The sequence below is a fragment of the Edaphobacter sp. 4G125 genome (genome assembly GCF_014274685.1).
In the GTDB taxonomy this organism is placed as follows: domain Bacteria; phylum Acidobacteriota; class Terriglobia; order Terriglobales; family Acidobacteriaceae; genus Edaphobacter.
Window position 1 is genome coordinate 2,177,100 of the sequence record NZ_CP060393.1, and the last position, 18,453, is coordinate 2,195,552.

The 18,453-nt window shown below is 53.6% G+C and carries 20 protein-coding genes; all 20 read left to right on the forward strand.

The window, feature by feature from the left end; translation table 11 throughout:
- Nucleotides 1–18 precede the first annotated feature (18 nt).
- The 20 genes from fliF (at nucleotide 19) to H7846_RS09195 (ending at nucleotide 18,449) form a co-directional block, all read left to right on the forward strand.
- Nucleotides 19–1,797 (forward strand): flagellar basal-body MS-ring/collar protein FliF, encoded by a 1,779-nt coding sequence (gene fliF / locus H7846_RS09100; protein WP_186691598.1) that lies wholly within the window; start codon nucleotides 19–21, stop codon nucleotides 1,795–1,797.
- Entirely contained in the window at nucleotides 1,797–2,882 is a 1,086-nt protein-coding gene (fliG, locus tag H7846_RS09105) for a flagellar motor switch protein FliG (RefSeq protein ID WP_255460511.1), read from the forward strand. Before fliF ends, fliG begins: the two co-directional genes overlap by 1 nt.
- The gene (locus H7846_RS09110) at nucleotides 2,863–3,558 is read left to right on the forward strand and encodes a FliH/SctL family protein (protein ID WP_186691600.1); all 696 of its coding nucleotides are present in this window, start codon (nucleotides 2,863–2,865) and stop codon (nucleotides 3,556–3,558) included. Before fliG ends, H7846_RS09110 begins: the two co-directional genes overlap by 20 nt.
- The gene (locus H7846_RS09115) at nucleotides 3,555–4,886 is read left to right on the forward strand and encodes a FliI/YscN family ATPase (protein ID WP_255460512.1); all 1,332 of its coding nucleotides are present in this window, start codon (nucleotides 3,555–3,557) and stop codon (nucleotides 4,884–4,886) included. The genes H7846_RS09110 and H7846_RS09115 overlap by 4 nt, the downstream gene beginning before the upstream one ends.
- A gap of 1 nt (nucleotide 4,887) precedes the next feature.
- Entirely contained in the window at nucleotides 4,888–5,343 is a 456-nt protein-coding gene (locus H7846_RS09120) for a hypothetical protein (protein WP_186691602.1), read from the forward strand.
- A gap of 1,136 nt (nucleotides 5,344–6,479) precedes the next feature.
- A complete protein-coding gene (locus H7846_RS09125) occupies nucleotides 6,480–7,076 on the forward strand; it encodes a hypothetical protein (protein WP_186691603.1) in 597 nt (198 codons plus the stop codon).
- A 26-nt stretch (nucleotides 7,077–7,102) separates the two neighbouring features.
- Entirely contained in the window at nucleotides 7,103–7,426 is a 324-nt protein-coding gene (locus H7846_RS09130) for a flagellar hook assembly protein FlgD (protein ID WP_186691604.1), read from the forward strand.
- 84 nt (nucleotides 7,427–7,510) lie between these two features.
- Nucleotides 7,511–8,737, forward strand: coding sequence for a flagellar hook protein FlgE (locus tag H7846_RS09135; RefSeq protein WP_186691605.1), 1,227 nt, complete (start codon nucleotides 7,511–7,513; stop codon nucleotides 8,735–8,737).
- A gap of 118 nt (nucleotides 8,738–8,855) precedes the next feature.
- Nucleotides 8,856–9,389 carry a flagellar basal body-associated FliL family protein gene (locus tag H7846_RS09140; RefSeq protein WP_186691606.1) on the forward strand — a complete coding sequence of 178 codons (534 nt, stop codon included), beginning with the start codon at nucleotides 8,856–8,858 and terminating at the stop codon, nucleotides 9,387–9,389.
- A 17-nt stretch (nucleotides 9,390–9,406) separates the two neighbouring features.
- Nucleotides 9,407–9,751, forward strand: coding sequence for a FliM/FliN family flagellar motor C-terminal domain-containing protein (locus H7846_RS09145; protein WP_186691607.1), 345 nt, complete (start codon nucleotides 9,407–9,409; stop codon nucleotides 9,749–9,751).
- Nucleotides 9,752–9,764: 13 nt separating this feature from the next.
- Nucleotides 9,765–10,040 (forward strand): flagellar biosynthetic protein FliO, encoded by a 276-nt coding sequence (locus H7846_RS09150; protein ID WP_186691608.1) that lies wholly within the window; start codon nucleotides 9,765–9,767, stop codon nucleotides 10,038–10,040.
- The gene (gene fliP, locus H7846_RS09155) at nucleotides 10,037–10,927 is read left to right on the forward strand and encodes a flagellar type III secretion system pore protein FliP (protein WP_255460513.1); all 891 of its coding nucleotides are present in this window, start codon (nucleotides 10,037–10,039) and stop codon (nucleotides 10,925–10,927) included. Before H7846_RS09150 ends, fliP begins: the two co-directional genes overlap by 4 nt.
- Before the next feature lie 15 nt (nucleotides 10,928–10,942).
- On the forward strand, nucleotides 10,943–11,212 hold the full coding sequence (locus H7846_RS09160; protein ID WP_186691609.1) for a flagellar biosynthetic protein FliQ: 270 nt from the start codon (nucleotides 10,943–10,945) through the stop codon (nucleotides 11,210–11,212).
- Nucleotides 11,213–11,228: 16 nt separating this feature from the next.
- Nucleotides 11,229–11,996 carry a flagellar biosynthetic protein FliR gene (locus H7846_RS09165; RefSeq protein WP_186691610.1) on the forward strand — a complete coding sequence of 256 codons (768 nt, stop codon included), beginning with the start codon at nucleotides 11,229–11,231 and terminating at the stop codon, nucleotides 11,994–11,996.
- Nucleotides 11,993–13,132 (forward strand): EscU/YscU/HrcU family type III secretion system export apparatus switch protein, encoded by a 1,140-nt coding sequence (locus H7846_RS09170; RefSeq protein ID WP_186691612.1) that lies wholly within the window; start codon nucleotides 11,993–11,995, stop codon nucleotides 13,130–13,132. The genes H7846_RS09165 and H7846_RS09170 overlap by 4 nt, the downstream gene beginning before the upstream one ends.
- Nucleotides 13,129–15,231, forward strand: coding sequence for a flagellar biosynthesis protein FlhA (gene flhA, locus H7846_RS09175; protein WP_186691614.1), 2,103 nt, complete (start codon nucleotides 13,129–13,131; stop codon nucleotides 15,229–15,231). Before H7846_RS09170 ends, flhA begins: the two co-directional genes overlap by 4 nt.
- 31 nt (nucleotides 15,232–15,262) lie before the next feature.
- Nucleotides 15,263–16,144, forward strand: a complete 882-nt coding sequence (locus tag H7846_RS09180; RefSeq protein ID WP_186691615.1) for a sigma-70 family RNA polymerase sigma factor — start codon at nucleotides 15,263–15,265, stop codon at nucleotides 16,142–16,144.
- A gap of 32 nt (nucleotides 16,145–16,176) precedes the next feature.
- Nucleotides 16,177–17,169 carry a flagellar motor switch protein FliM gene (locus H7846_RS09185; RefSeq protein WP_186691617.1) on the forward strand — a complete coding sequence of 331 codons (993 nt, stop codon included), beginning with the start codon at nucleotides 16,177–16,179 and terminating at the stop codon, nucleotides 17,167–17,169.
- 12 nt (nucleotides 17,170–17,181) lie between these two features.
- Nucleotides 17,182–17,490 (forward strand): FliM/FliN family flagellar motor switch protein, encoded by a 309-nt coding sequence (locus H7846_RS09190; RefSeq protein ID WP_186691619.1) that lies wholly within the window; start codon nucleotides 17,182–17,184, stop codon nucleotides 17,488–17,490.
- Nucleotides 17,478–18,449 (forward strand): hypothetical protein, encoded by a 972-nt coding sequence (locus H7846_RS09195; RefSeq protein ID WP_186691621.1) that lies wholly within the window; start codon nucleotides 17,478–17,480, stop codon nucleotides 18,447–18,449. Before H7846_RS09190 ends, H7846_RS09195 begins: the two co-directional genes overlap by 13 nt.
- Nucleotides 18,450–18,453 lie beyond the last annotated feature (4 nt).

Here is an 18,453-nt window from a genome sequence, read left to right on the forward strand (position 1 = left end):
AGATTCGAGAGCAGATAGATGTCAGAAACGACACAGGAAGAAAGATCAGGGTTGCAGCGAGCAGCGGAACCAGCCATGAGCATTCCAGGGCACACTGCTGTTGATCGACTTACGTCGATAGCGGGAGAGTTGTGGAGTAAGGTGTCGGGTCTACCCACAGGAAAGCGTACATGGCTGATGGCCTCGATTACCTTCATTGCAGCCGTGGCGATTGCCATGGTGTGGTATGCGGGCCGCAAAGACTGGAGGATGTTGTTTACGGGATTGGATGGCAGGGATGCACAACAGGTCTCGCAGGAATTGGCTTCAGCAGGGATTCCGTATCAGATGACACCGGATGGAGGAGGAATTCAAGTTCCGGCGGAGATGTTGGATAAGGCCCGGATGGAGGTTGCGGCGAGGGGAATGCCCCAGACCGGGAGGATGGGTTTCGAACTCTTCGACAAACCAAACTGGGTGGGCAGTGAGTTTGATGAGAGGGTGAACTATCAGCGTGCGTTGGAAGGGGAGTTGGAGCACACGATCAGTACTTTGGGAGTTGTGCGATCTGCGAGGGTGCACTTGGTTTTGCCGAAGCAGTCGCTGTTCACGAATGAGGAGAGAGCGGCAAAGGCCTCGGTCGTTTTGAAGTTGAAGCGTCCTACGTTGGGGGAGGAACAGGCGGACGCAATTCGAAGTCTGGTGGCGGGCGCTGTGGAGAACCTGAGTCCAGATGATGTGAACCTGGTGGATGCCGATGGTCGAGCCAACCTGAAGCCTAGATCCAAAGGTGTAGTTGCGGCCGAGGTAGAACAGGGGATGGAGAGCAAGCTTGTGGCGATGCTGGAGCCGCTGGCAGGAAGAGACAACGTTCGCGCAACGGTGAATGTGAGCTATGAACAGGGAAGTGAAGAGCGAACGGATGAGATCTATGACCCGACACAGTCAGCTGCGTTGAGTCTGCAGAAGAGCGAACAGGTTTCGCAGCAGGCGCAGAGAGCGATGGGAGTGCCGGGAACGGCGAGCAACTCTCCCGCGGGCGCTCCAGAAGGTGCTGTGCAGGGATCGCAGGCGGCAGCGGCACCGGGAACTCCTCCATTGCTGCAGAAGCAAGCATTACCCGTTTACCCACAACAGGGCGCGGGAGCAGGACAGAGTCTTCGTGAAGAGAACGGGACATATGGGGTGACAAAGCACACGCTCCATAGCGAGGAAGGTCCAGGAAGAGTACGCCGAATCACAGCGGCGATTGTGGTCAACGATCGAAACATGGTGGAGGGCTCTGGCAAGACACAACATGCCGTGTGGAAGCCGCGCAACGCGGAAGAGATGCGACGCCTGCAGGAGCTGGCGCAGGCCGCGGTCGGATTCGACGCGCGAAGAGGGGACCAGGTGGTGGTGGAGAATGTGAGCTTCAGTTCGAATGCACCCGAAATAAAGTCTCCTGTGATCGAGCAGGTGATGGAGCAGGCAAGATCGTTTGCGCGATCTCAGCCGAGCCTGGGCAGGACAGCGATCTTTGGACTGTGCGCGATTCTGCTCGTGCTTTGCGTGTTACGGCCGATGGCGAGACAAGTGGTTGCTACGCTGCGTGAGCCTGCGTTGCTTCCTGCGGGCAGTGAGAGGGGGATGAATGAGATTCATCCAGGGCTTCCAGCGGTGGATGAAGTGAATCCGTTTGCCCTGCCGAGTAAGACAAAAGAGCAGCTTCAGCATCAGGGAGTTTTTGAGAGGGTGGCAGATCACATCCGCCGGGAACCGGTGCAGAGTACGCGACTGTTGGAGGCTTGGATTGGATCAACGGAGGAGATGGATTGATGGCAAATCGAGGAGCGGCAGTCCATACACAGATGGAGCAGCGCGCGCTGATGCTTCCAGAGTCTTCCGGGTTTGAACCACTGGATGCTCCTGGGTTGCGGAAGGCAGCCATCCTGATGGTGGCGTTGGGTGATGAACTGGCCAAGACGCTCTTTCAGAGCCTTTCAGAGAGCGATGTTCATCGTGTTACGGAAGAGATTACGCGGCTTGGAGAAATTCGTGCGCAACACCTTACGCAGGTACTGACGGAGTTCTACGGGTTGCTGGAGACGCAGCAGTACATGGTTCGAGGCGGACCGGAGTACGCGTTGCGAGTATTGACGGAAGCGTTTGGTCCTTCGAAGGCTGAGGCGCTGTTGGCGCAAGTGAAACGCATTCGCGATCGCGCGAATGGAGATATGGCTGCCTTGCAGAAGATGGACCCACAGCAGCTGAGCAAGTTTCTTGAGAATGAGCATCCGCAGACGATCGCTTTGGTGCTTGCCCATGTAGATGCGAAGCGTGGTTCGACGATCCTGATGCAACTGCAACCCATAATGCGTGTGGACGTTGTGAAACGACTGGCGGAGATGAGACAGTTTTCGGCGGAGATGGCGCAAAAGGTGGCTCTGGTATTGCATCAGCGGATGGAAGGGATGGGGAATGGGGGGAGGAAGTCTTACTCCGGCGTGAAGGCCGTTGCCGAACTACTGAATCGCGTAGACCAGACGGCGAGCAAGGTGATTTTGGAAGAGATCGAGCAGGAAGAACCAAAAATGGCGATCGGGATACGAAACCTGATGTTCACTTTTGAGGACCTGCTGACGGTTCCTGCTGAAAGCATTCGCGAGTTTGTTGCGTCAGCCGACAAACGAGTTCTGGCGATGGCTCTTAAAGGCGGCCGGGAAAACCTGAAGGCTCATCTGTTCAAGGCGATGAGTTCGCGCGCTGTTGAGATGCTAAAGGAAGACATGGAGGTGATGGGGCCAGTGCGGATGAAAGAAGTCGCGCTGGCGCAGCAGGAATTGTTGGCGCTGGCCCGTCAGTTGGAGAGCGAGGGAAGGATGATGCTGAAGATGGAGGCAGATGATGATCTTGCCGTCTGAGCTTCTATCGGAACGTTTTGAAGTAGTTTCGCGAGAGATCGCTCCTCTCGAATTTAAAGATCTGCAAGCCGCGGGATTAGAGAGCGATCAGACGACGAGCAAAGATCTGGAATTGGAGTATCCGGGGAAGAGCGCCTGTGAAGAACTTGAAGAAAAGTTGCACTTTGAGCAAGAGAGGAGAGAGCAGCTTGTTGAGCAGGTTAGACAAGAGACTCAGAACCATACTGCATTGATGCAGGAGATGGAAGCCAAGGTAACTTCCATTCACGAAAAGGTAGAAGAGGTGTGCGGCCAGTTCTTTAAAGAGCGTGGGAAGTACTTTGCAGACATAGAAGCCGAGGTTGTGCGACTGGCTTTGGCGGTTGCGTCCCGGATTCTTTATCGAGAGGTGCTGCTGGACCCTCTCTTACTGCGAGGCTCAGTTCGGGTGGCCCTGGAGAAATTAAAAGAGAACAGTGGCGTTTCACTGCGGGTTCCGAACACTCAAGAAGAGGATTGGCGGAGCTTGCTTGAGGGGACAGCGGGAAGAGAGATTACGGTGGTTGCGGATTCCACCATGCAGGCGGGGGAGTGTTTGCTGGAGACGAGCGTAGGCCGGGTGGATCTTGGGATACAGGCACAATTAGAAGAGATAGAGCGCGGTTTTTTTGATCTGTTGCAGCAGAGGCCGGCGTGAAGAGTGAACAGCAAAGAACAGAGAACGCGATTCTGTCGCCTTATTTTGCGAGATTAGAGGCGAAATCTTCGTGGCGGTGGATGGGGCGCATCGTAGAGGCCACTGGACAGACTGTGGAGTCGGAGGGACCTCCGTGTTCTGTGGGTGAGTGTTGCGAGATCTTTGATACAGAAGGCAAGCTTCATCGAGCTGAGGTGATTGGTTTTCGAGAGCAGCATGTGCTGGCGATGCCATTGGAAGCCCCTCAAGGTATTCGGTATGGAGATACGGTAGTTGCGTTGGAAACGACACCACGGATCGGCGTGAGTGAAGGTATGGAGGGAAGAATTCTGGACGCGCTCGGCGCTCCATTGGATTCTCTTCCGCCTGTACGTGCCAGTAGGTTGTGGCCGTTGGACGGCACCATTCCTCATCCGATGAAACGTGTACCGATTCATGAGCCGATGAGCACAGGGATTCGGGCGTTGGATGGGATGTTGACGATTGGGCGGGGTCAGAGGATCGGTATCTTTGGCGGCTCGGGAGTGGGAAAGAGCACGCTGATTGGGATGATGACGCGGAACACGACCGCAGATTTGACCGTTGTAGGACTGGTGGGAGAGCGCGGACGGGAGGTTCGTGAGTTTGTCGATGATTCCCTGGGGCCGGAAGGAATGCGCCGTGCCGTAGTGGTGGTATCAAGCTCGGACCAGAGCCCGTTGTTGCGAATGCGCGCGGCGCTCACAGCAACATCGATTGCAGAGTTTTATGCATCCCAGGGCAAACATGTGCTCTTGGTGCTGGACTCGCTGACGCGATATGCCATGGCTGCTCGCGAGATTGGGTTGGCGGCAGGAGAGCCGCCTGCCACCAAAGGTTATACCCCATCGGTATTTACGCGGGTCGCGAGACTTGTGGAGCGCACCGGGAATTTTGAGCAGGGAAGCATTACTGCTTTTTATACGGTGTTGATGGAAGGCGATGATCAGCAGGACCCAATCGTGGATGCTGTCCGATCCTTTGTGGATGGTCACGTCGTTTTGTCGAGATCCATGGCCTCAGCAGGATGGTATCCGCCCATCCATGTATTGGATTCACTGAGTCGTTTGATGCCTGAGGTCACGAGCCGTGAGCACAGGATGCGGGCAGGAGCGGTGCGGAGGCTATTGGCTGCGCATTCGCGGTCTGAAGACCTGATCCGGATTGGGGCATATAAGGCTGGAGCGGATGCAGAGTTAGACCAGGCCTTGCGGGCGATGCCATTGTTGCGTGAATTCCTGGAACAGGACATCGGGGAACGTTCCAACATGGAAGAAACGGTGCAGCGTCTGTTGGATATGGAGCTTTGAGATGAACCGCCTCGAGATCTTGCAGCGGCTTGGAACTGTCTACAAGTTAATGGAGGAGATTCACTCTGTCGAGGCACGAAGAGCGGCTGCTGAATTGGGACAGGTGGCCGTTACCCTTAGTGCAGAGGAGCGTCTTGTAGGGGCCGCACGAACTGGTGGGAGAGATGCAGTGCGCGATGAAGATCGGCTGAGGCGTATTGCGACGACGGCCCAGAGTCAGATGGCAAATCTCAGAAAGTACCAGCTCGAACCGATCTTCGATAGGCGACACGAAGCGAACGAGCAGGCTGGGCGGAGGTACCAGGAGAGCCGGTTGTGGAACGAGAGAATGAAGAACCTGATTGCGCGGGAGATGGAGAGGAGCGCTAAGAGTGAAGGCAGGAGAGAGCAAGCAGCTTCCGACGATCGGTCCTTAGCTTCGAGCAGAAGAGCGAAGAAAGGCAGCAGGAAGCGATGAGATTTTCCTAAGAATTGGAACCCCACGTTTGGCCAGTGGAGTGCTTGATCGTAGTGGAGAGAACTGTGCAGATGAAGATCGGAGCTATGAGCGCGAAGGATATTCAAGCTGTCTCCCTTGCACATGTTGCGGAGACGGACGTATCCCAGGCTACTTTTGCTGAGAATCTGAGCGAGAGTATTGGGGTTCCGGCATCAATGATTTTCAATTCGCCGGATGATCACAGCGAGGAGAAGCTTTCGAAGCGAAACGAAATAGCGAGTTCTCCGTTCAAGTGGAAAGAGAATCCCCCGACTCAGAAAGCTGTAGGAGAGCAGCTGCCGGTCGATGCATCTCGCGAGCCCGTTCTGACGTGGACGATTCCTTTGCAGGCAAAGCCAATCGTTCTAAAGATTCACAGTGAACTAAAAAACTCAGATGAAATTAAGGGTCCAGATCTTACGAAGGAACCTGTCGGAGACAGAGGGCTCGCCTCAGGTGAGGTGGATTCAAAGAGGGGACCATCCATCCCTGTATTCCATGCGATGGAGAGCGGCAACGGAAACGTCCAGACGCCCGCCCCTCCTGTGGGAGATGCGACGACCTTGGGGAGCAAAGAGAGAGCCCCGGTCAGGGAGCAGCCTACCAAAAAAGATGATCGAGTAAAGGCTCTTGTATTGACAGAGCCTGACCCTGCGTTGAAGGATACAAGGTCCGTTGTGTTAACTGATACGCGGAAGAGTGAGGCGAAAGAGGTTCGTCCTGGAAAAGATGCTAAAGCAAAAGAGCTGAAAGATTCTATAGACTCAGCGGCTCTTGTACCGGTTCCTGCTGAAGGTATTGTGCCGGCCCTGGTTTCAATACTTGTGGTTGCTCCGGGTTCGTTGGAGCACCGAGATACGAAAATTGATCGCCTTCTTCCTGTTCCAGATGGTACTGCTCTCGTTAGCAGAGCAGTGGATTCGCGAAACGCAGGTAGTGTGAAAAATTCGCAGGCAATACCTGCGAAGAAAGATGTTGTGGCAGAAGCCCCTATATCTGCACCTAAGGACATCCAGGTTCAAGGTTCAGATCTTGTTGGAAAAACTACGATCAGGAAGGACGCGGCAGGGAGTCCAACGGCTTCACATTCTCAGGAAAGAGATTCTTTCTCTGCGATGACGACGAGTCCGTATGAGGGAGCGGCGGTTTCGCTGTGGGCGCAGGAAGAGCAGGGAACGGTAACGGGAAAAACGAACATTCTGCCGACTCACCTGCTCACCTCAACAGATGTGCCCGGATCTGAGGTGCAGGCTTCGCCTATGCAGGAAAGGGAAAGGACTCTGGCTGTGACACCGACCTCGATCGAGGTCGGCATTCCTGGTGGGTCGCATGGATGGCTTAAGGTCCGTGCCGAGATGACAACGGACGGCGCAATTCAGGCCTCGATGTCGCCCAGTTCCTCGAACCACGCAGATGAATTACGACGTGAGCTACCTTCGTTGACGATGTATCTGCAACAGGAACAGGTTCCTGTAAGTTCGTTGGCCGTCCATGAGCCGGCCAGGGAGCACGGTTTTTCAGATGCGTCTGGAGGGATGAATCCTAACTCCGGGATGGGAGGCGAGACTTACGACTCACAAAGTGCCGAGAGGAGGGCACAGGAGTTTCCTCGAGATGAATCTGTCGGGTTCCTTACCGAGGTGGAAGAGGAAACAGGTTGGCCCATGTTGTCAGGGGAAAGAGGAACAGGCTGGCTTAGTATTCGGGCGTAATAGCCAGGAGAGAAAGGGAGACAGATATGGATTTATCACAACTTAATTCGTTTACGGACCATGAGGGGGCGGCAAATCGCGTTGCTTCCGCGCTGGTTCCAAGGGCGCAAACAACGACTACGAAGGATACAACCGGCAATGGAATCGGGAGTCCTTCGACGGATAACTCAACCATTACGGCGAATGATTTTCTGACGCTTCTTGTTACCGAGCTGAAGAACCAGGACCCGACACAGCCGACTGATCCGAATGCTTATATCCAGCAGCTTGTTGGAGTGAATAGTCTGCAACAGCTGATTGAGATCAATAAGGGAATTGGATCGCTGAATAGCACTGTAACCGGCGAATAATCTGCCATTTGTTTCGCTTCGCCCCAGATGAAGTGCCTATGCGCCTTGCAAATGGGATAAATTTTGCCTTCAAAAGGAGAGAATATGGGTTCGTTTTCTATTGCACTGAGTGGTTTGCAGGCCGATACAGTTTCGTTGAACACGATCGGAAACAATCTGGCTAACCTCAATACAACGGCATACAAAAATCAGGGCACCACATTTGAGGACTTGTTTTATCAGCAGATTGGAACTTCTGGTTCCAATAATCCTCTCCAGGTCGGTGTGGGGACGAGAGTCTCTGGAACTGCAACAGACTTTACGCAGGGGACCTTACTGCCGACAGGACAGCCCAACGACATGGCGTTGAGTGGGAATGGCTTTTTTGTAGTGCAGCAGAACGGAGTACCGCAACTGACGCGCGCTGGAAACTTTCAATTGAACCAGCAGGGTTCCCTGATCACGGTGAATGGAGCAAATGTAATGGGGTATCCCGCGCAAAATGGCGTGGTGAATGTGAATGCGGGACTTGTTCCGATCGTTCTTCCGGTAGGTGTAACGCAGGCTGCGCAGGCAACACAGAGTGTTTCGATTACGGCGAATCTGAATGCGGGGGCGACGGTAGGAACGGCATTTACAACACCGGTGACGATTTATGACTCTCTGGGAAAGAGTCACGCCCTCACTGTGACCTACACGAAAACTGGGCTGAACACATGGGACTACAGCGTGCAAATGCCTGCAGGCGAAGCGACGGGAGCTCCATTGAATAACATCGGTACGCTGACCTTCGATTCGAATGGGAACCTCACCTCACCAACAGGAACAATCAGCAATATTACGTTTCCTGGGCTCGCGGATGGTGCAAGTGACCTCAGCTTTAATTGGAACCTGGCCAGCGGCGGGAATCCGACAATCACGCAAACTACGGCTCCATCGACGACTGGCGCAGCCCTGCAGGATGGATATGCCAGCGGAAACTATTCTGGCTTTACGGTAGACCAGAATGGTGTGGTTACGGCGAAGTTTGATAACAACCATACCCAGGTTGTCGGCCAGGTGGCTGTGGCTACAGTAACCAACACGCAGGGCCTGGTGATGATGGGACATAACAACTTTGCGACTACGGCAGCATCAGGAGCAGCCGTGGTTGGAGTTGCAGGGACCGGAGGGCGCGGTACGATCGAGGATTCGACGTTGGAGCAATCCAATGTGGATATTTCTACGGAATTTGCAAACCTGATTGTCGCGCAACGGTCATTCGAGGCGAATTCAAAGACGATTACAACCTTTGATGCCGTGACACAGGCGACGCTGGGAATGATCCGATAAGAAGAGATCAAGAAAAGCGGCTGGAGGCACTGAGCCTCCAGCCGTTTCCATTTAAATCTAAAGCTGGGCTAATGGGGACTATCTACAGGATGGTCGTGCAATTGCATTTGGTGAAGGCATGGCGACAACACCTCCTGTTATTCAAGCAAAGATCACCTCCGATCCTGTAAAGATTCCATTTTTCCCATTGCTCATCACCGTTGTGATTGGTGTGGCGGTGGCAACTGCCTCGGTCGGAGGGGTGGTTTATTACTTGCTCCGTTCAGGGAAGCTATCGCTCCAGAGGGAAATTGCAGTTACGCAGGGAGCGGACAAGGCAAAAAGCCACTTGGTCGTTCTCGAACCTTTGCTGGTGAACTTGGCAGACAGCTCAGGAACCGCATATCTGAGGGCGGGAATCACGCTACAGGTGGCCGATAGCGAACCTGGAACGGGATCAAAGAAAGCCGGAATTGCGGGCACGGAGAAAGAAGCGGATGTTGCAATCCGAGATACGGCATTAACGGTTCTAGGAAAGCAGACATCGGACCAACTCCTAGCGGTCGGGGGAAAAGAGCGTTTGAAAAACGATCTCAAGACTGCTCTGGCGGAGCGCAATACGGGCCTCAAGGTTGTGGATCTCTTTTTTACGGAGTTCCTGGTGCAGCGTTAAAGAAAAGTGAGAAGGGCATGCAGACGGAGTTGGTCAAGACAGATGCTGTGGGACTGGAATCGCAACCACTACCCGAAAACGATACGCAGAAGGGGGATGTTTCTCGCATACCCCTCGAGCGGATGGAAGAGCACCCATTATGGGCGTTGTTATCGCGAATGACAGTTGTTGCGATGGCAGGGATTCCATTGAGCGAGTTCAAAATTGGCGATTTGTTGCGCTTGAAGCCAGGAGAGTTGATCGAGAGCGACTGGCAACACACCGAAGATGTCCCGGTTAGGGCTGGTCGTGTTCAGGTGGCCTGGAGCGAGTTTGAAGTTGCGGACCAGCGCTTGATGGTGCGGCTGACGAGATTGACGTAGAGGCGGAGGAACGATGCAGAACGCATTTTGGCGCACGGATTGGAATCGCCAACAGCGCAACGGACTGGCAGGAATGCTGATGGCATTTTGGGCCAATCGCCGGTCCCTCAAAGCCGGCGTGCTAAGCCAGATGGAGTTGATTGAGACGCTCCCGCTTGGAGGGAAGCGTGAACTGATGCTGGTGCAATGCGCAGGTAAACGATTTGTCGTAGGAAGTGGATCGGATTCGATCGATAGCATCGTTCTACTTGATTCTGAGAGTACATCTGCCACACAGGACAATTTATGAGGCCAGGTAAATGCTCCTGGATGCTCGGAGTCACGGTACTTTGCTTTAGCGTCAGCCTCTCTGCGCAGACACTAGAGGCAGCTAATCGACCTGAGTCCTTCCGGGTGAAGAGAGAGCCGGCGGCTTTGCTTACACTTCATCGCGAAGCGAAACGGTCTTCCGGAAGCTCTGCGGTTCGGAAAACAGTCAATGGAGTTGAAAGAAATAAGGTACTGCAGCCTACGGTGATAGCGAAGCAGTCGATCGAAAATGCGCTCGAAGCGAATCACAGTGTGCCCTGGTCGATTGTCTTAGGGCTCACGCTTCTGACATTGATCCCGGCCCTTCTGCTGTCGATTACACCGATGGTGCGGTTGCTTGTGGTGTTTCACTTCCTGCGTCAGGCTTTAGGAACCCAAACAGCACCCTCCAATCAAATCCTGATGGGACTTGCGCTTATGATGACATGGTTTCTGATGCAGCCTGTGCTTCTGGAGGTGGAGCAGCAGGCGATTGTTCCGTATCGTTCCGGTGTCGTTTCGGGCGAAGAAGCGTTGAGGCGGGGAGTAGAGCCAGTCAAAAAATACATGCTGCGATATGCACGGGAAAAAGATCTCGCCGTTTTCGCTTCTGCAGCAATGCCCACCCGACCTCAGAGCAAGGACGATCTTCCCGTTCAGGTTGTTATTCCCGCTTACATGTTGAGTGAGTTGAAAGCCGGCTTTCAGATCGGGGCTGTACTGTTTCTGCCCTTTTTGCTGGTTGATTTGGTCGTCGCAAGCGTCACGACGTCTATCGGCATGATGCAACTACCGCCGGTTGTCATTTCGACGCCATTGAAGATCCTTCTATTCGTCATGGTAGACGGCTGGAGTTTGTTGACGGACCACCTTATTAAAAGTTTCTGATTTAGGAGTGAATGGATGAGCCCAGATCAGACCGTAGAAATGATGAGGCGTCTGCTCATCGAAGCGATGCTTCTTAGCGCGCCCTTGCTGGTCAGTGCCTGCCTTGTGAGCCTGCTGGTTAGCTTGGCTCAGACGCTAACCGGCATACAGGAACAAACACTTACTGCTGTTCCAAGATTGGTGGTGGTCTCTCTGGTGGCGATGTTGACACTGCCATGGACGATTCATCGGCTGGTGAACTTTACCGCTCATTTGTTTCAAGATTTTCACCGGTATTTGGGATAGGGGAGATGTAACCGACATGGAATTGAGTTCATTTGGATGGCCACAACTTCTTGTTACCGGTTTGCTGGTGATGATTCGGGTCAGCGGTCTGCTGATCTTTGCTCCATTCTTTTCGTCAATTGCGATCACTCCAAGGATCAAGGCGGGATTCATATTTGCATTGACAGTTCTTTTGACTCCTGCGGTTGCAGTTATTCCAGACGCAAAGGCTGAGCTGGATGTGATGGCAGTGCTGGGCGAGCTTGGTGTGGGATTTGTCTTTGGGCTAACGCTGATGATGCTGAATGAGGCTCTGATGTTCGCCGGAACTCTTCTGGGGATGCAGTTCAGCTTTTCGCTGGTAAACCTAATGGATCCAAATTCAAAGATCGAAACTCCGGTGCTGGGCCAGATGCTGAGTTGGTTTGGATTGCTGGTCTTGATTGGCGTAGGGCTCGATCGGACGTTATTAGCGGCGATGGTACGCAGCTTCAGAGATGTTCCGGTTGGGCACGCACTGATGAAGATAAAAACGGGGACAGCGCTAGCGGCGATGGCTGGAGAGATCTTTCTTTCTGGATTGCAGCTCGCTGCACCAGTGATTGCAGCCGCCATGATTGTGGAAGTCACGGTTGCGTTGATCGGAAAGATTGCTCCGCAACTACCTGCCATGGTGCTAGGAATTCCATTGAAAACACTGATCTCATTTGGAGTGTTAGTGGGTAGCTTGGCGTTGTGGCCAGGTTGGATTGAGCATTACTTCTCGCGGCTTCTGGATGCAGCGGAACGGTTGATTGCGGTATGAGCGGGCAGGCAACCGAACAGGCAACCCCGCAGAAGAAGAAAAAGGCAAGAGACAAAGGCGACATTGTCCGAAGCCGTGAGCTGCTTTCTGCGATGGCGATGCTGGGCGGCGTCGTGATGCTCGGAACGATTGCCCATGGATTTTCAGGTACGTGGCAAACGATCTATTTTGAGAGCTTACGTTCGGCCGGTATAGGTAGCACGGAGGGAGATCAGGCGTGGAGCGAGACCGTTCGTCATATGATTCAGCCGATGTTGCTGCCTGTAGGGCTTGTGCTGATTGCGAGCTTCGGCTGTTCTCTGTTGGCAGGTGTAGTCCAAAGCGGTGGAGTGCAGGTTCACCCCAATGCGATGGCGTTGAAGCTGGAGCGGTTGAATCCGGTCACTAATCTGAAAAACCTTTTTAGCCTCCGCCAAACAACGCGGCTGATGAAATCGATGATTCCAGCAGGAATCATGGTGATCCTTGGGTGGGGAGCGTTGAAGGGAGTTGTTCTGTCATCTCCGGTGATGAGCATGACGCGTTTGCCTGCGACATTTACAAGTGCTTATCACCTTGCACTCGATGCATCGTGGCTGATGCTTCTGTGGTCAGCGCTCGACTATGCAGTCGAGTGGAAGAGCTGGAATCAGCGATTGAAGATGAGCAAGCAAGAGGTCCGTGAAGAGATGAAAGAGTCGATGGGAAATCCAGAAATCAAGGGGAAGATCCGTCGGATTCAAAATGCAATGAGAAGACGTAAGGTCAAGGCGGATCTCTCGCGCGCAAGCGTAGTGATTACAAATCCTACGCACTATGCAGTTGCGCTGGAGTTCAGTTTTGAGACGATGCAGGCACCGGTTGTTCTGGCGAAGGGGCGTGATCTGCTCGCGGCCGAGATCCGGGAGGAGGCGCAATGGACAGGAATCCCCCTGGTTGAAAATCCTCCTTTGGCCCGCAGTCTTTATCGAATGGTTGAGCCGGGGCAGTCCATTCCGTTTGAACTATATGCGGCTGTAGCCGGGATTCTGGCCTATCTCTATCGGCAAAGAATGGAAGAACGAATGCGAAGACAACAGCAGACCCAGCGAGCCCCGGCGTGGGGTGCGTATCCCGTTATGGGGGCTGGCATGCGCGGTGTTGGAGGTGGAATGTGAAGATCGAAAGGGCGCAGGGATGGTCCCCGGCCAAATTGCAGGCATTGCTTCTGCCAATTACGACGATTGGCGTCGTGTTTGTGATGCTGATCCCAATCCCTGGTTTCGTACTGGATCTATTGCTTGCGACTTCGATTACAGCTTCGGTGATCGTGTTTCTCACAGCGGTTCAAGTTCGACGCGCTGTCGACTTTTCAGTCTTTCCTACGCTGCTTTTATTACTCACCCTATTTCGGCTGTCTCTCAACCTTGCCTCCAGTCGACGGATTCTGCTGCATGGGCATGAGGGAACGGCTGCAGCCGGTTCAGTAATCGAGGCTTTTGGACAGTTTGTCGTCGGTGGAAATTATGTTGTTGGATTCGTGCTCTTCCTCACCCTTATCGCAATTCAATTTTTGGTTGTTAGCCATGGAGCAGTGCGAACGGCTGAGGTGACTGCGCGCTTTACGTTGGATGCTCTGCCTGGCAAGCAGATGGCGATCGATGCGGACATGAATGCTGGTTTGATTGACGAACAGCAAGCGCGGAGACGCCGTCAGGCAATTGCGCGAGAAGCCGAGTTCTATGGAGCCATGGATGGTGCGGCTCGCTTCAACCAGCGGGATTCAATGGCAACCATTCTGATCACCGTGATCAATATCGTTGCCGGCCTGTTGATTGGGGTGATTCAACAGGGTGCGGATCTTGCGACGGCTGTAAAGACCTACACCATTCTTACGGTGGGCGATGGCCTGGTAACAATGATTCCTAGTCTTCTGGTTTCCGTTGCAGGCGGCATTGTGCTGACGAGAGCTTCTTCTGCAGGAGCGCTCGATCAGGAACTGGGGTCACAGCTTCTGAAGGGAAGGACGACGTTATGGATCTCCTGTGGTGTCCTGATTGTGCTGGCGCTAATTCCAGGACTGCCCAAGATGGCTTTCATTTTGTTGGCGGCCGGAGTAGCGCTCATTGCGCGCACTCTTCCTGAGGGACAAGCAGTGATCGCAGTCGCAGAAGTAGAAGCCGCTCCTGCAAAGGCAAAGTCTAACGAGATCGCTGCGGGGGAGAATCTTGCTTCATTGCTGAAGATTGATGAACTGACTCTGGAGATCGGCTTCCAGCTGATCCCTCTTGTTGATGAGAAGCAAGGTGGCCAGATGCTCAACCGGGTACGGGCGCTTCGCAGGCACCTTGCAACAGAGTTGGGGTTCATCGTGCCCCCGATTCATATTACAGACAACCTCCGATTGAAGCCTCGTGAGTATGTCATGAACCTTCGGGGAATTGAGATCGCACGATGGCAGACAGAACAGAACTGTCTGCTGGCGGTGAATGCTGATCCTAAGGCAAGAAGCCTTCCGGGAGTCGAGACCACGGAGCCTGCATTTGGTGTTGCAGCTCGTTGGATTCAACCGGGGCTGGAAGAACAGGCTCTAGCTGCAGGATATTCGGTTGTCGATCAGACGGCTGTCATTGGCACTCACCTGGGAGAGTTAATCCGGCGTCATGCTCATGAGTTGTTGGGACGGCAGGAGGTCAAACGTCTGCTGGACAACATGAACGAGAGCCACCCGAAGTTGGTGGAAGAACTAGTTCCGAAGCTGATGTCGTTGGGCGAGGTGCAGCGCGTTTTGCAACAGCTGTTGCGGGAGCAGGTTTCCATCCGCGATCTAGGAGCCATTCTTGAGGTGCTAGTTGAGGCGGCGCAGCAATCCAAAGCTGTGGTTCACCTGGTAGAAAGCGTGCGGCAAACGCTGGGCCGCGGTCTCATCCATCCACTTTTGGATGAAGATGGAGGGCTCAAGGTGCTGATGCTTGATCAGGGCATCGAAAATGAGCTGATTCGTACATTCGATCCGCAGGGGGCGAGCGCGCTTCTCGCGGATGGATCGCGTTCTGGGAATATCCCCTCAGATTTCCTGCGACGCGTAGTGAATTCTGTTAAGCACCTAACGGAAACAGGGGTAACATCGGCCCTTCCCGTGCTTCTATGTTCGAGTCCGGGGCGCTATTACATGCGTCGCTGGTTGGAGCCGTTTCTTCCAAAGCTAACCGTGCTCTCTCCTGTTGAAATTCCACCGGAGATCAGGGTAAGGAGCATCGGCACGGTCGGTTCTTGATCAGTAGAAGGGTTGCTGAGGAGGCAAAGAAATGAATACGGGAAGATCGGTATCGCTGACAAATAGTGCGACACCTCAGTGGTTGGGAGAGATAAGCGAGGAGGCTGGAGGAATGCTCGCGGGAAGATCACTCAGGAAAGAAGGGAATGAAGCGGGTATCGGAGTTGCAGACACGGGCGAAAGGGACAAGCTGCTGTTGGAGCATCTGCCGATAGTTCGATACATTGCGCGTCGCATCCATGAGCGCCTGCCGCAACATGTCGATCTGGAAGACTTGGTTTCAGCAGGTATCGTGGGTTTGATCGATGCATTTTCGAAGTTTGATCACACGAAGAAAGTTCAATTCAAAAGCTACGCTCAGTTTCGGGTTCGAGGAGCCATCCTCGACTCACTGCGTACGTTGGACTGGAGCCCTCGTGAACTTCGACGGAAGGGGAGAGCTGTTGAAGAGGCCATTCGTGCAGTGACCCAACGGATAAGTCGTGCTCCTTCGGAGCAGGAGATTGCCACTGAGCTGAAGCTGTCACTTGCCGAATATCAACAGCTGCTTGGGGACCTGAAAGGACTCGAGATTGGAAGCCTGCACATGGAGCGCTCAGAGGATTCGGGTGATGAGGAGCTGGCTTACATTCCGGGGTCTCCGGAAGAAGACCCCTTATTTCGCTGCCTGAAAGGAGAGATGAAGCAGAGACTGGCTGATGCGATTGATACCTTACCCGAAAAGGAGCGGATGGTTCTTACTTTGTACTACTACGAGGAGCTGACGATGAAGGAGATCGGACTGACTCTTGGAGTGGTGGAGTCGCGTGTCTCCCAGATTCATTCTTCTGCGGTTCTGCGTCTGCGAAGTGCTCTCGCGACTCCGGGCGCTACAGGCGTCAGTAAAGAGGCGGAAGGGAGACGCAGAACATAATGCACGGTTTCAAAGAGATAGTGGAGTAAGAGATGGAAAAGAAACTTGGGCAGGAAGACATCGACGCACTGTTTGCCGCTGCAAATGCTTCAGCAAAGGCCAAAACGACAGAGGTGGATAAGGGGCCGGAAAAGTATGTTTTTAGCCGGGCCGGACAGATCAGTAATGACCAGATGAGAGCTATTACGACGGTGAACGATCTCTTCGCCAGAAACCTAATGCACTCTTTGGGCGGATGGTTGCGGACGCCGTTTCGCGTCAAGCTGGTTGCGGGTGAACAGCTTCCGTTCAGTGAGTTTCTGGAGAGATTGTCGCCCATGACTTATATCTGCTCGGTGAGGCTGGAGCCCCTGGGTGCAGTTGGTTTGCTGGAACTGGACCTGGGGCTGGTCGCTCCCATTGTGGATGTGCTGCTTGGCGGTATCGGTCGATCGAGTACGGTTCGTGAGCTTACAGATATTGAAGAGACGATCATGCGGTCGGTAGTCGAAATGGTTGGGCAGGAGCTTACGTTGGCCTGGCAGCCGGTTGGTCTCGAGTTCGTGCTGGAAAAGCGAGAGACGGAAGCCCAGGCAGCCCGAATGATGACTCTCGGAGAGAAGACGCTCTGCGTGAGCTTTGAAGTGAGGATGCCTGAGATTCAGGGCGGGCTAAATCTTTGTCTACCTGCGGTCGTTTTGAACGCAATCCTTCGACGGCTGATTTCGGAAGGAGACAGACCGCGACGAAGATCGAAGGAGTCAGCAACGCGCATGCGAGAGTCTGTGAAAGATGCAAGTGTGGAGGTCGTGCTACAACTTCCTGCGATCAAATTGCGCGCCTCAGAGATTGCGGAGTTGGAGCCGGGGTCTATCCTGCGTTTTGCCGTGCCGAAGCATCAAAGATCTGACCTGATCATTGGAGGATTATTCATGGGAAAGGCCCTCCCTGTGCGAAGCGGGGAACACAGGGCAGCAAGGTTGGAGGAGATGGTTCATGTGACCGAGCAGGTTATCCAAAATTCACCAGAGATGACGATCCATTGAAAAGGGGATGAGATGGAACAGGAGATTACAGCTAACGAACAAGCGTCGTTGGACATGAAGATGGACATTCTTTGCGATATCGAACTTGATGCCACTCTGCGGTTTGGGTCACGCGAGATGACGTTACAAGAAGTGCTTGAGCTCGGTCCTGGAAGTGTTCTGGAGTTGGATAGGCATGTGAGCGAGCCGATGGACCTGGTGGTTGGAGACAGGATTGTTGCTCGGGGAGAGGTTGTTGTCTCGAATGGAAATTTTGCGCTTCGGGTGATTGAGGTAGCGACACCGCAACTGCGACTGGAGAGTATTCGATGCTTTTTCTAGGGAAGAAGATGGAGGAGCATGGCATGGACGTTTCGATGGTGGATTCGCCTGAGGTTGCTTCTTCGATATGGAAGGACGATTTCTATTCTTCGTCGGTCATTCCACATGTCCCTGCACTTTCGAATTCGGGCCGAAGGGTTTGCGGAAATATTCAGTGTACAGGCTCATGGTCTGCGCCCTGGCGAAACCGTAAGCGGCCGGTTTTCGAAACACAGTGGGGATGCAGTGGCCGGTGTGTTCTAGAGCTTGTCCGCGCCGCACTCAGACGGGAGTCTGGAGAAAAAGCGGTCGATGAAGATGTTTCTCAACACCAACACCGTATGCCTTTGGGGCTGTTGCTTCTATCGCAGGGGTGGATTACACATTCGCAACTACAGAATGCGCTGAGAATCCAGAGAGGGCAGGGCGGCCGTATAGGGGAGATCCTGATTGCGGAGTGCGGCGTGAATGCTGATTATGTTGCTCGTGGGTTGAGCCTGCAATGGAATCGGCCGGTGCTTGGTGCCCACGGATTTTCCCCACGATCAATGGCTTTGGTCATGCCGAAGGTATTTGTGGAGCAGTTCGGAATGCTACCCCTTCGAGTGGCAGGGTCTCGCATCCTCTATGTTGGTTTTGAAGATCGTCCGGATGCCTCTGTACTTTTCGGCTTAGAGCGGATGTCGGAACTTCGCGTCGAAAGTGGTTTGGTCAAAACGGAAGAGTACCACGCAGCTCTTAGATCTCTTCTGGAAGATAAAGTCGTAGAGACGCGGGAGGAATTCTGTGGTGAAGTCGATGCACTAGCCGTGAGAATCACAGCAGTGCTGGAGCAGAAACAGCCCGTGGCCTCCAGGCTTGTACGAATGCGCCAGTTTTACTGGTTGCGGCTTTGGCTCGAAACCAGGTCTTTGAGAGGATTCGGCAACTTGCCGCAAAGTAGCGAAGACATGATGGACTATGTTTTCCGAATGAGCTGACCTC

Excerpts from the sequence above, each read along its gene's own strand:
- fliF (WP_186691598.1), top strand. The coding sequence starts at position 19 with ATGTCAGAAACGACACAGGAAGAAAGATCAGGGTTGCAGCGAGCAGCG.
- fliG (WP_255460511.1), top strand. The coding sequence starts at position 1,797 with ATGGCAAATCGAGGAGCGGCAGTCCATACACAGATGGAGCAGCGCGCG.
- H7846_RS09110 (WP_186691600.1), top strand. The coding sequence starts at position 2,863 with ATGATGATCTTGCCGTCTGAGCTTCTATCGGAACGTTTTGAAGTAGTT.
- H7846_RS09120 (WP_186691602.1), top strand. The coding sequence starts at position 4,888 with ATGAACCGCCTCGAGATCTTGCAGCGGCTTGGAACTGTCTACAAGTTA.
- H7846_RS09125 (WP_186691603.1), top strand. The coding sequence starts at position 6,480 with ATGACGACGAGTCCGTATGAGGGAGCGGCGGTTTCGCTGTGGGCGCAG.
- H7846_RS09130 (WP_186691604.1), top strand. The coding sequence starts at position 7,103 with ATGGATTTATCACAACTTAATTCGTTTACGGACCATGAGGGGGCGGCA.
- H7846_RS09135 (WP_186691605.1), top strand. The coding sequence starts at position 7,511 with ATGGGTTCGTTTTCTATTGCACTGAGTGGTTTGCAGGCCGATACAGTT.
- H7846_RS09140 (WP_186691606.1), top strand. The coding sequence starts at position 8,856 with ATGGCGACAACACCTCCTGTTATTCAAGCAAAGATCACCTCCGATCCT.
- H7846_RS09145 (WP_186691607.1), top strand. The coding sequence starts at position 9,407 with ATGCAGACGGAGTTGGTCAAGACAGATGCTGTGGGACTGGAATCGCAA.
- H7846_RS09150 (WP_186691608.1), top strand. The coding sequence starts at position 9,765 with ATGCAGAACGCATTTTGGCGCACGGATTGGAATCGCCAACAGCGCAAC.
- fliP (WP_255460513.1), top strand. The coding sequence starts at position 10,037 with ATGAGGCCAGGTAAATGCTCCTGGATGCTCGGAGTCACGGTACTTTGC.
- H7846_RS09160 (WP_186691609.1), top strand. The coding sequence starts at position 10,943 with ATGAGCCCAGATCAGACCGTAGAAATGATGAGGCGTCTGCTCATCGAA.
- H7846_RS09165 (WP_186691610.1), top strand. The coding sequence starts at position 11,229 with ATGGAATTGAGTTCATTTGGATGGCCACAACTTCTTGTTACCGGTTTG.
- H7846_RS09170 (WP_186691612.1), top strand. The coding sequence starts at position 11,993 with ATGAGCGGGCAGGCAACCGAACAGGCAACCCCGCAGAAGAAGAAAAAG.
- H7846_RS09180 (WP_186691615.1), top strand. The coding sequence starts at position 15,263 with ATGAATACGGGAAGATCGGTATCGCTGACAAATAGTGCGACACCTCAG.
- H7846_RS09185 (WP_186691617.1), top strand. The coding sequence starts at position 16,177 with ATGGAAAAGAAACTTGGGCAGGAAGACATCGACGCACTGTTTGCCGCT.
- H7846_RS09190 (WP_186691619.1), top strand. The coding sequence starts at position 17,182 with ATGGAACAGGAGATTACAGCTAACGAACAAGCGTCGTTGGACATGAAG.
- H7846_RS09195 (WP_186691621.1), top strand. The coding sequence starts at position 17,478 with ATGCTTTTTCTAGGGAAGAAGATGGAGGAGCATGGCATGGACGTTTCG.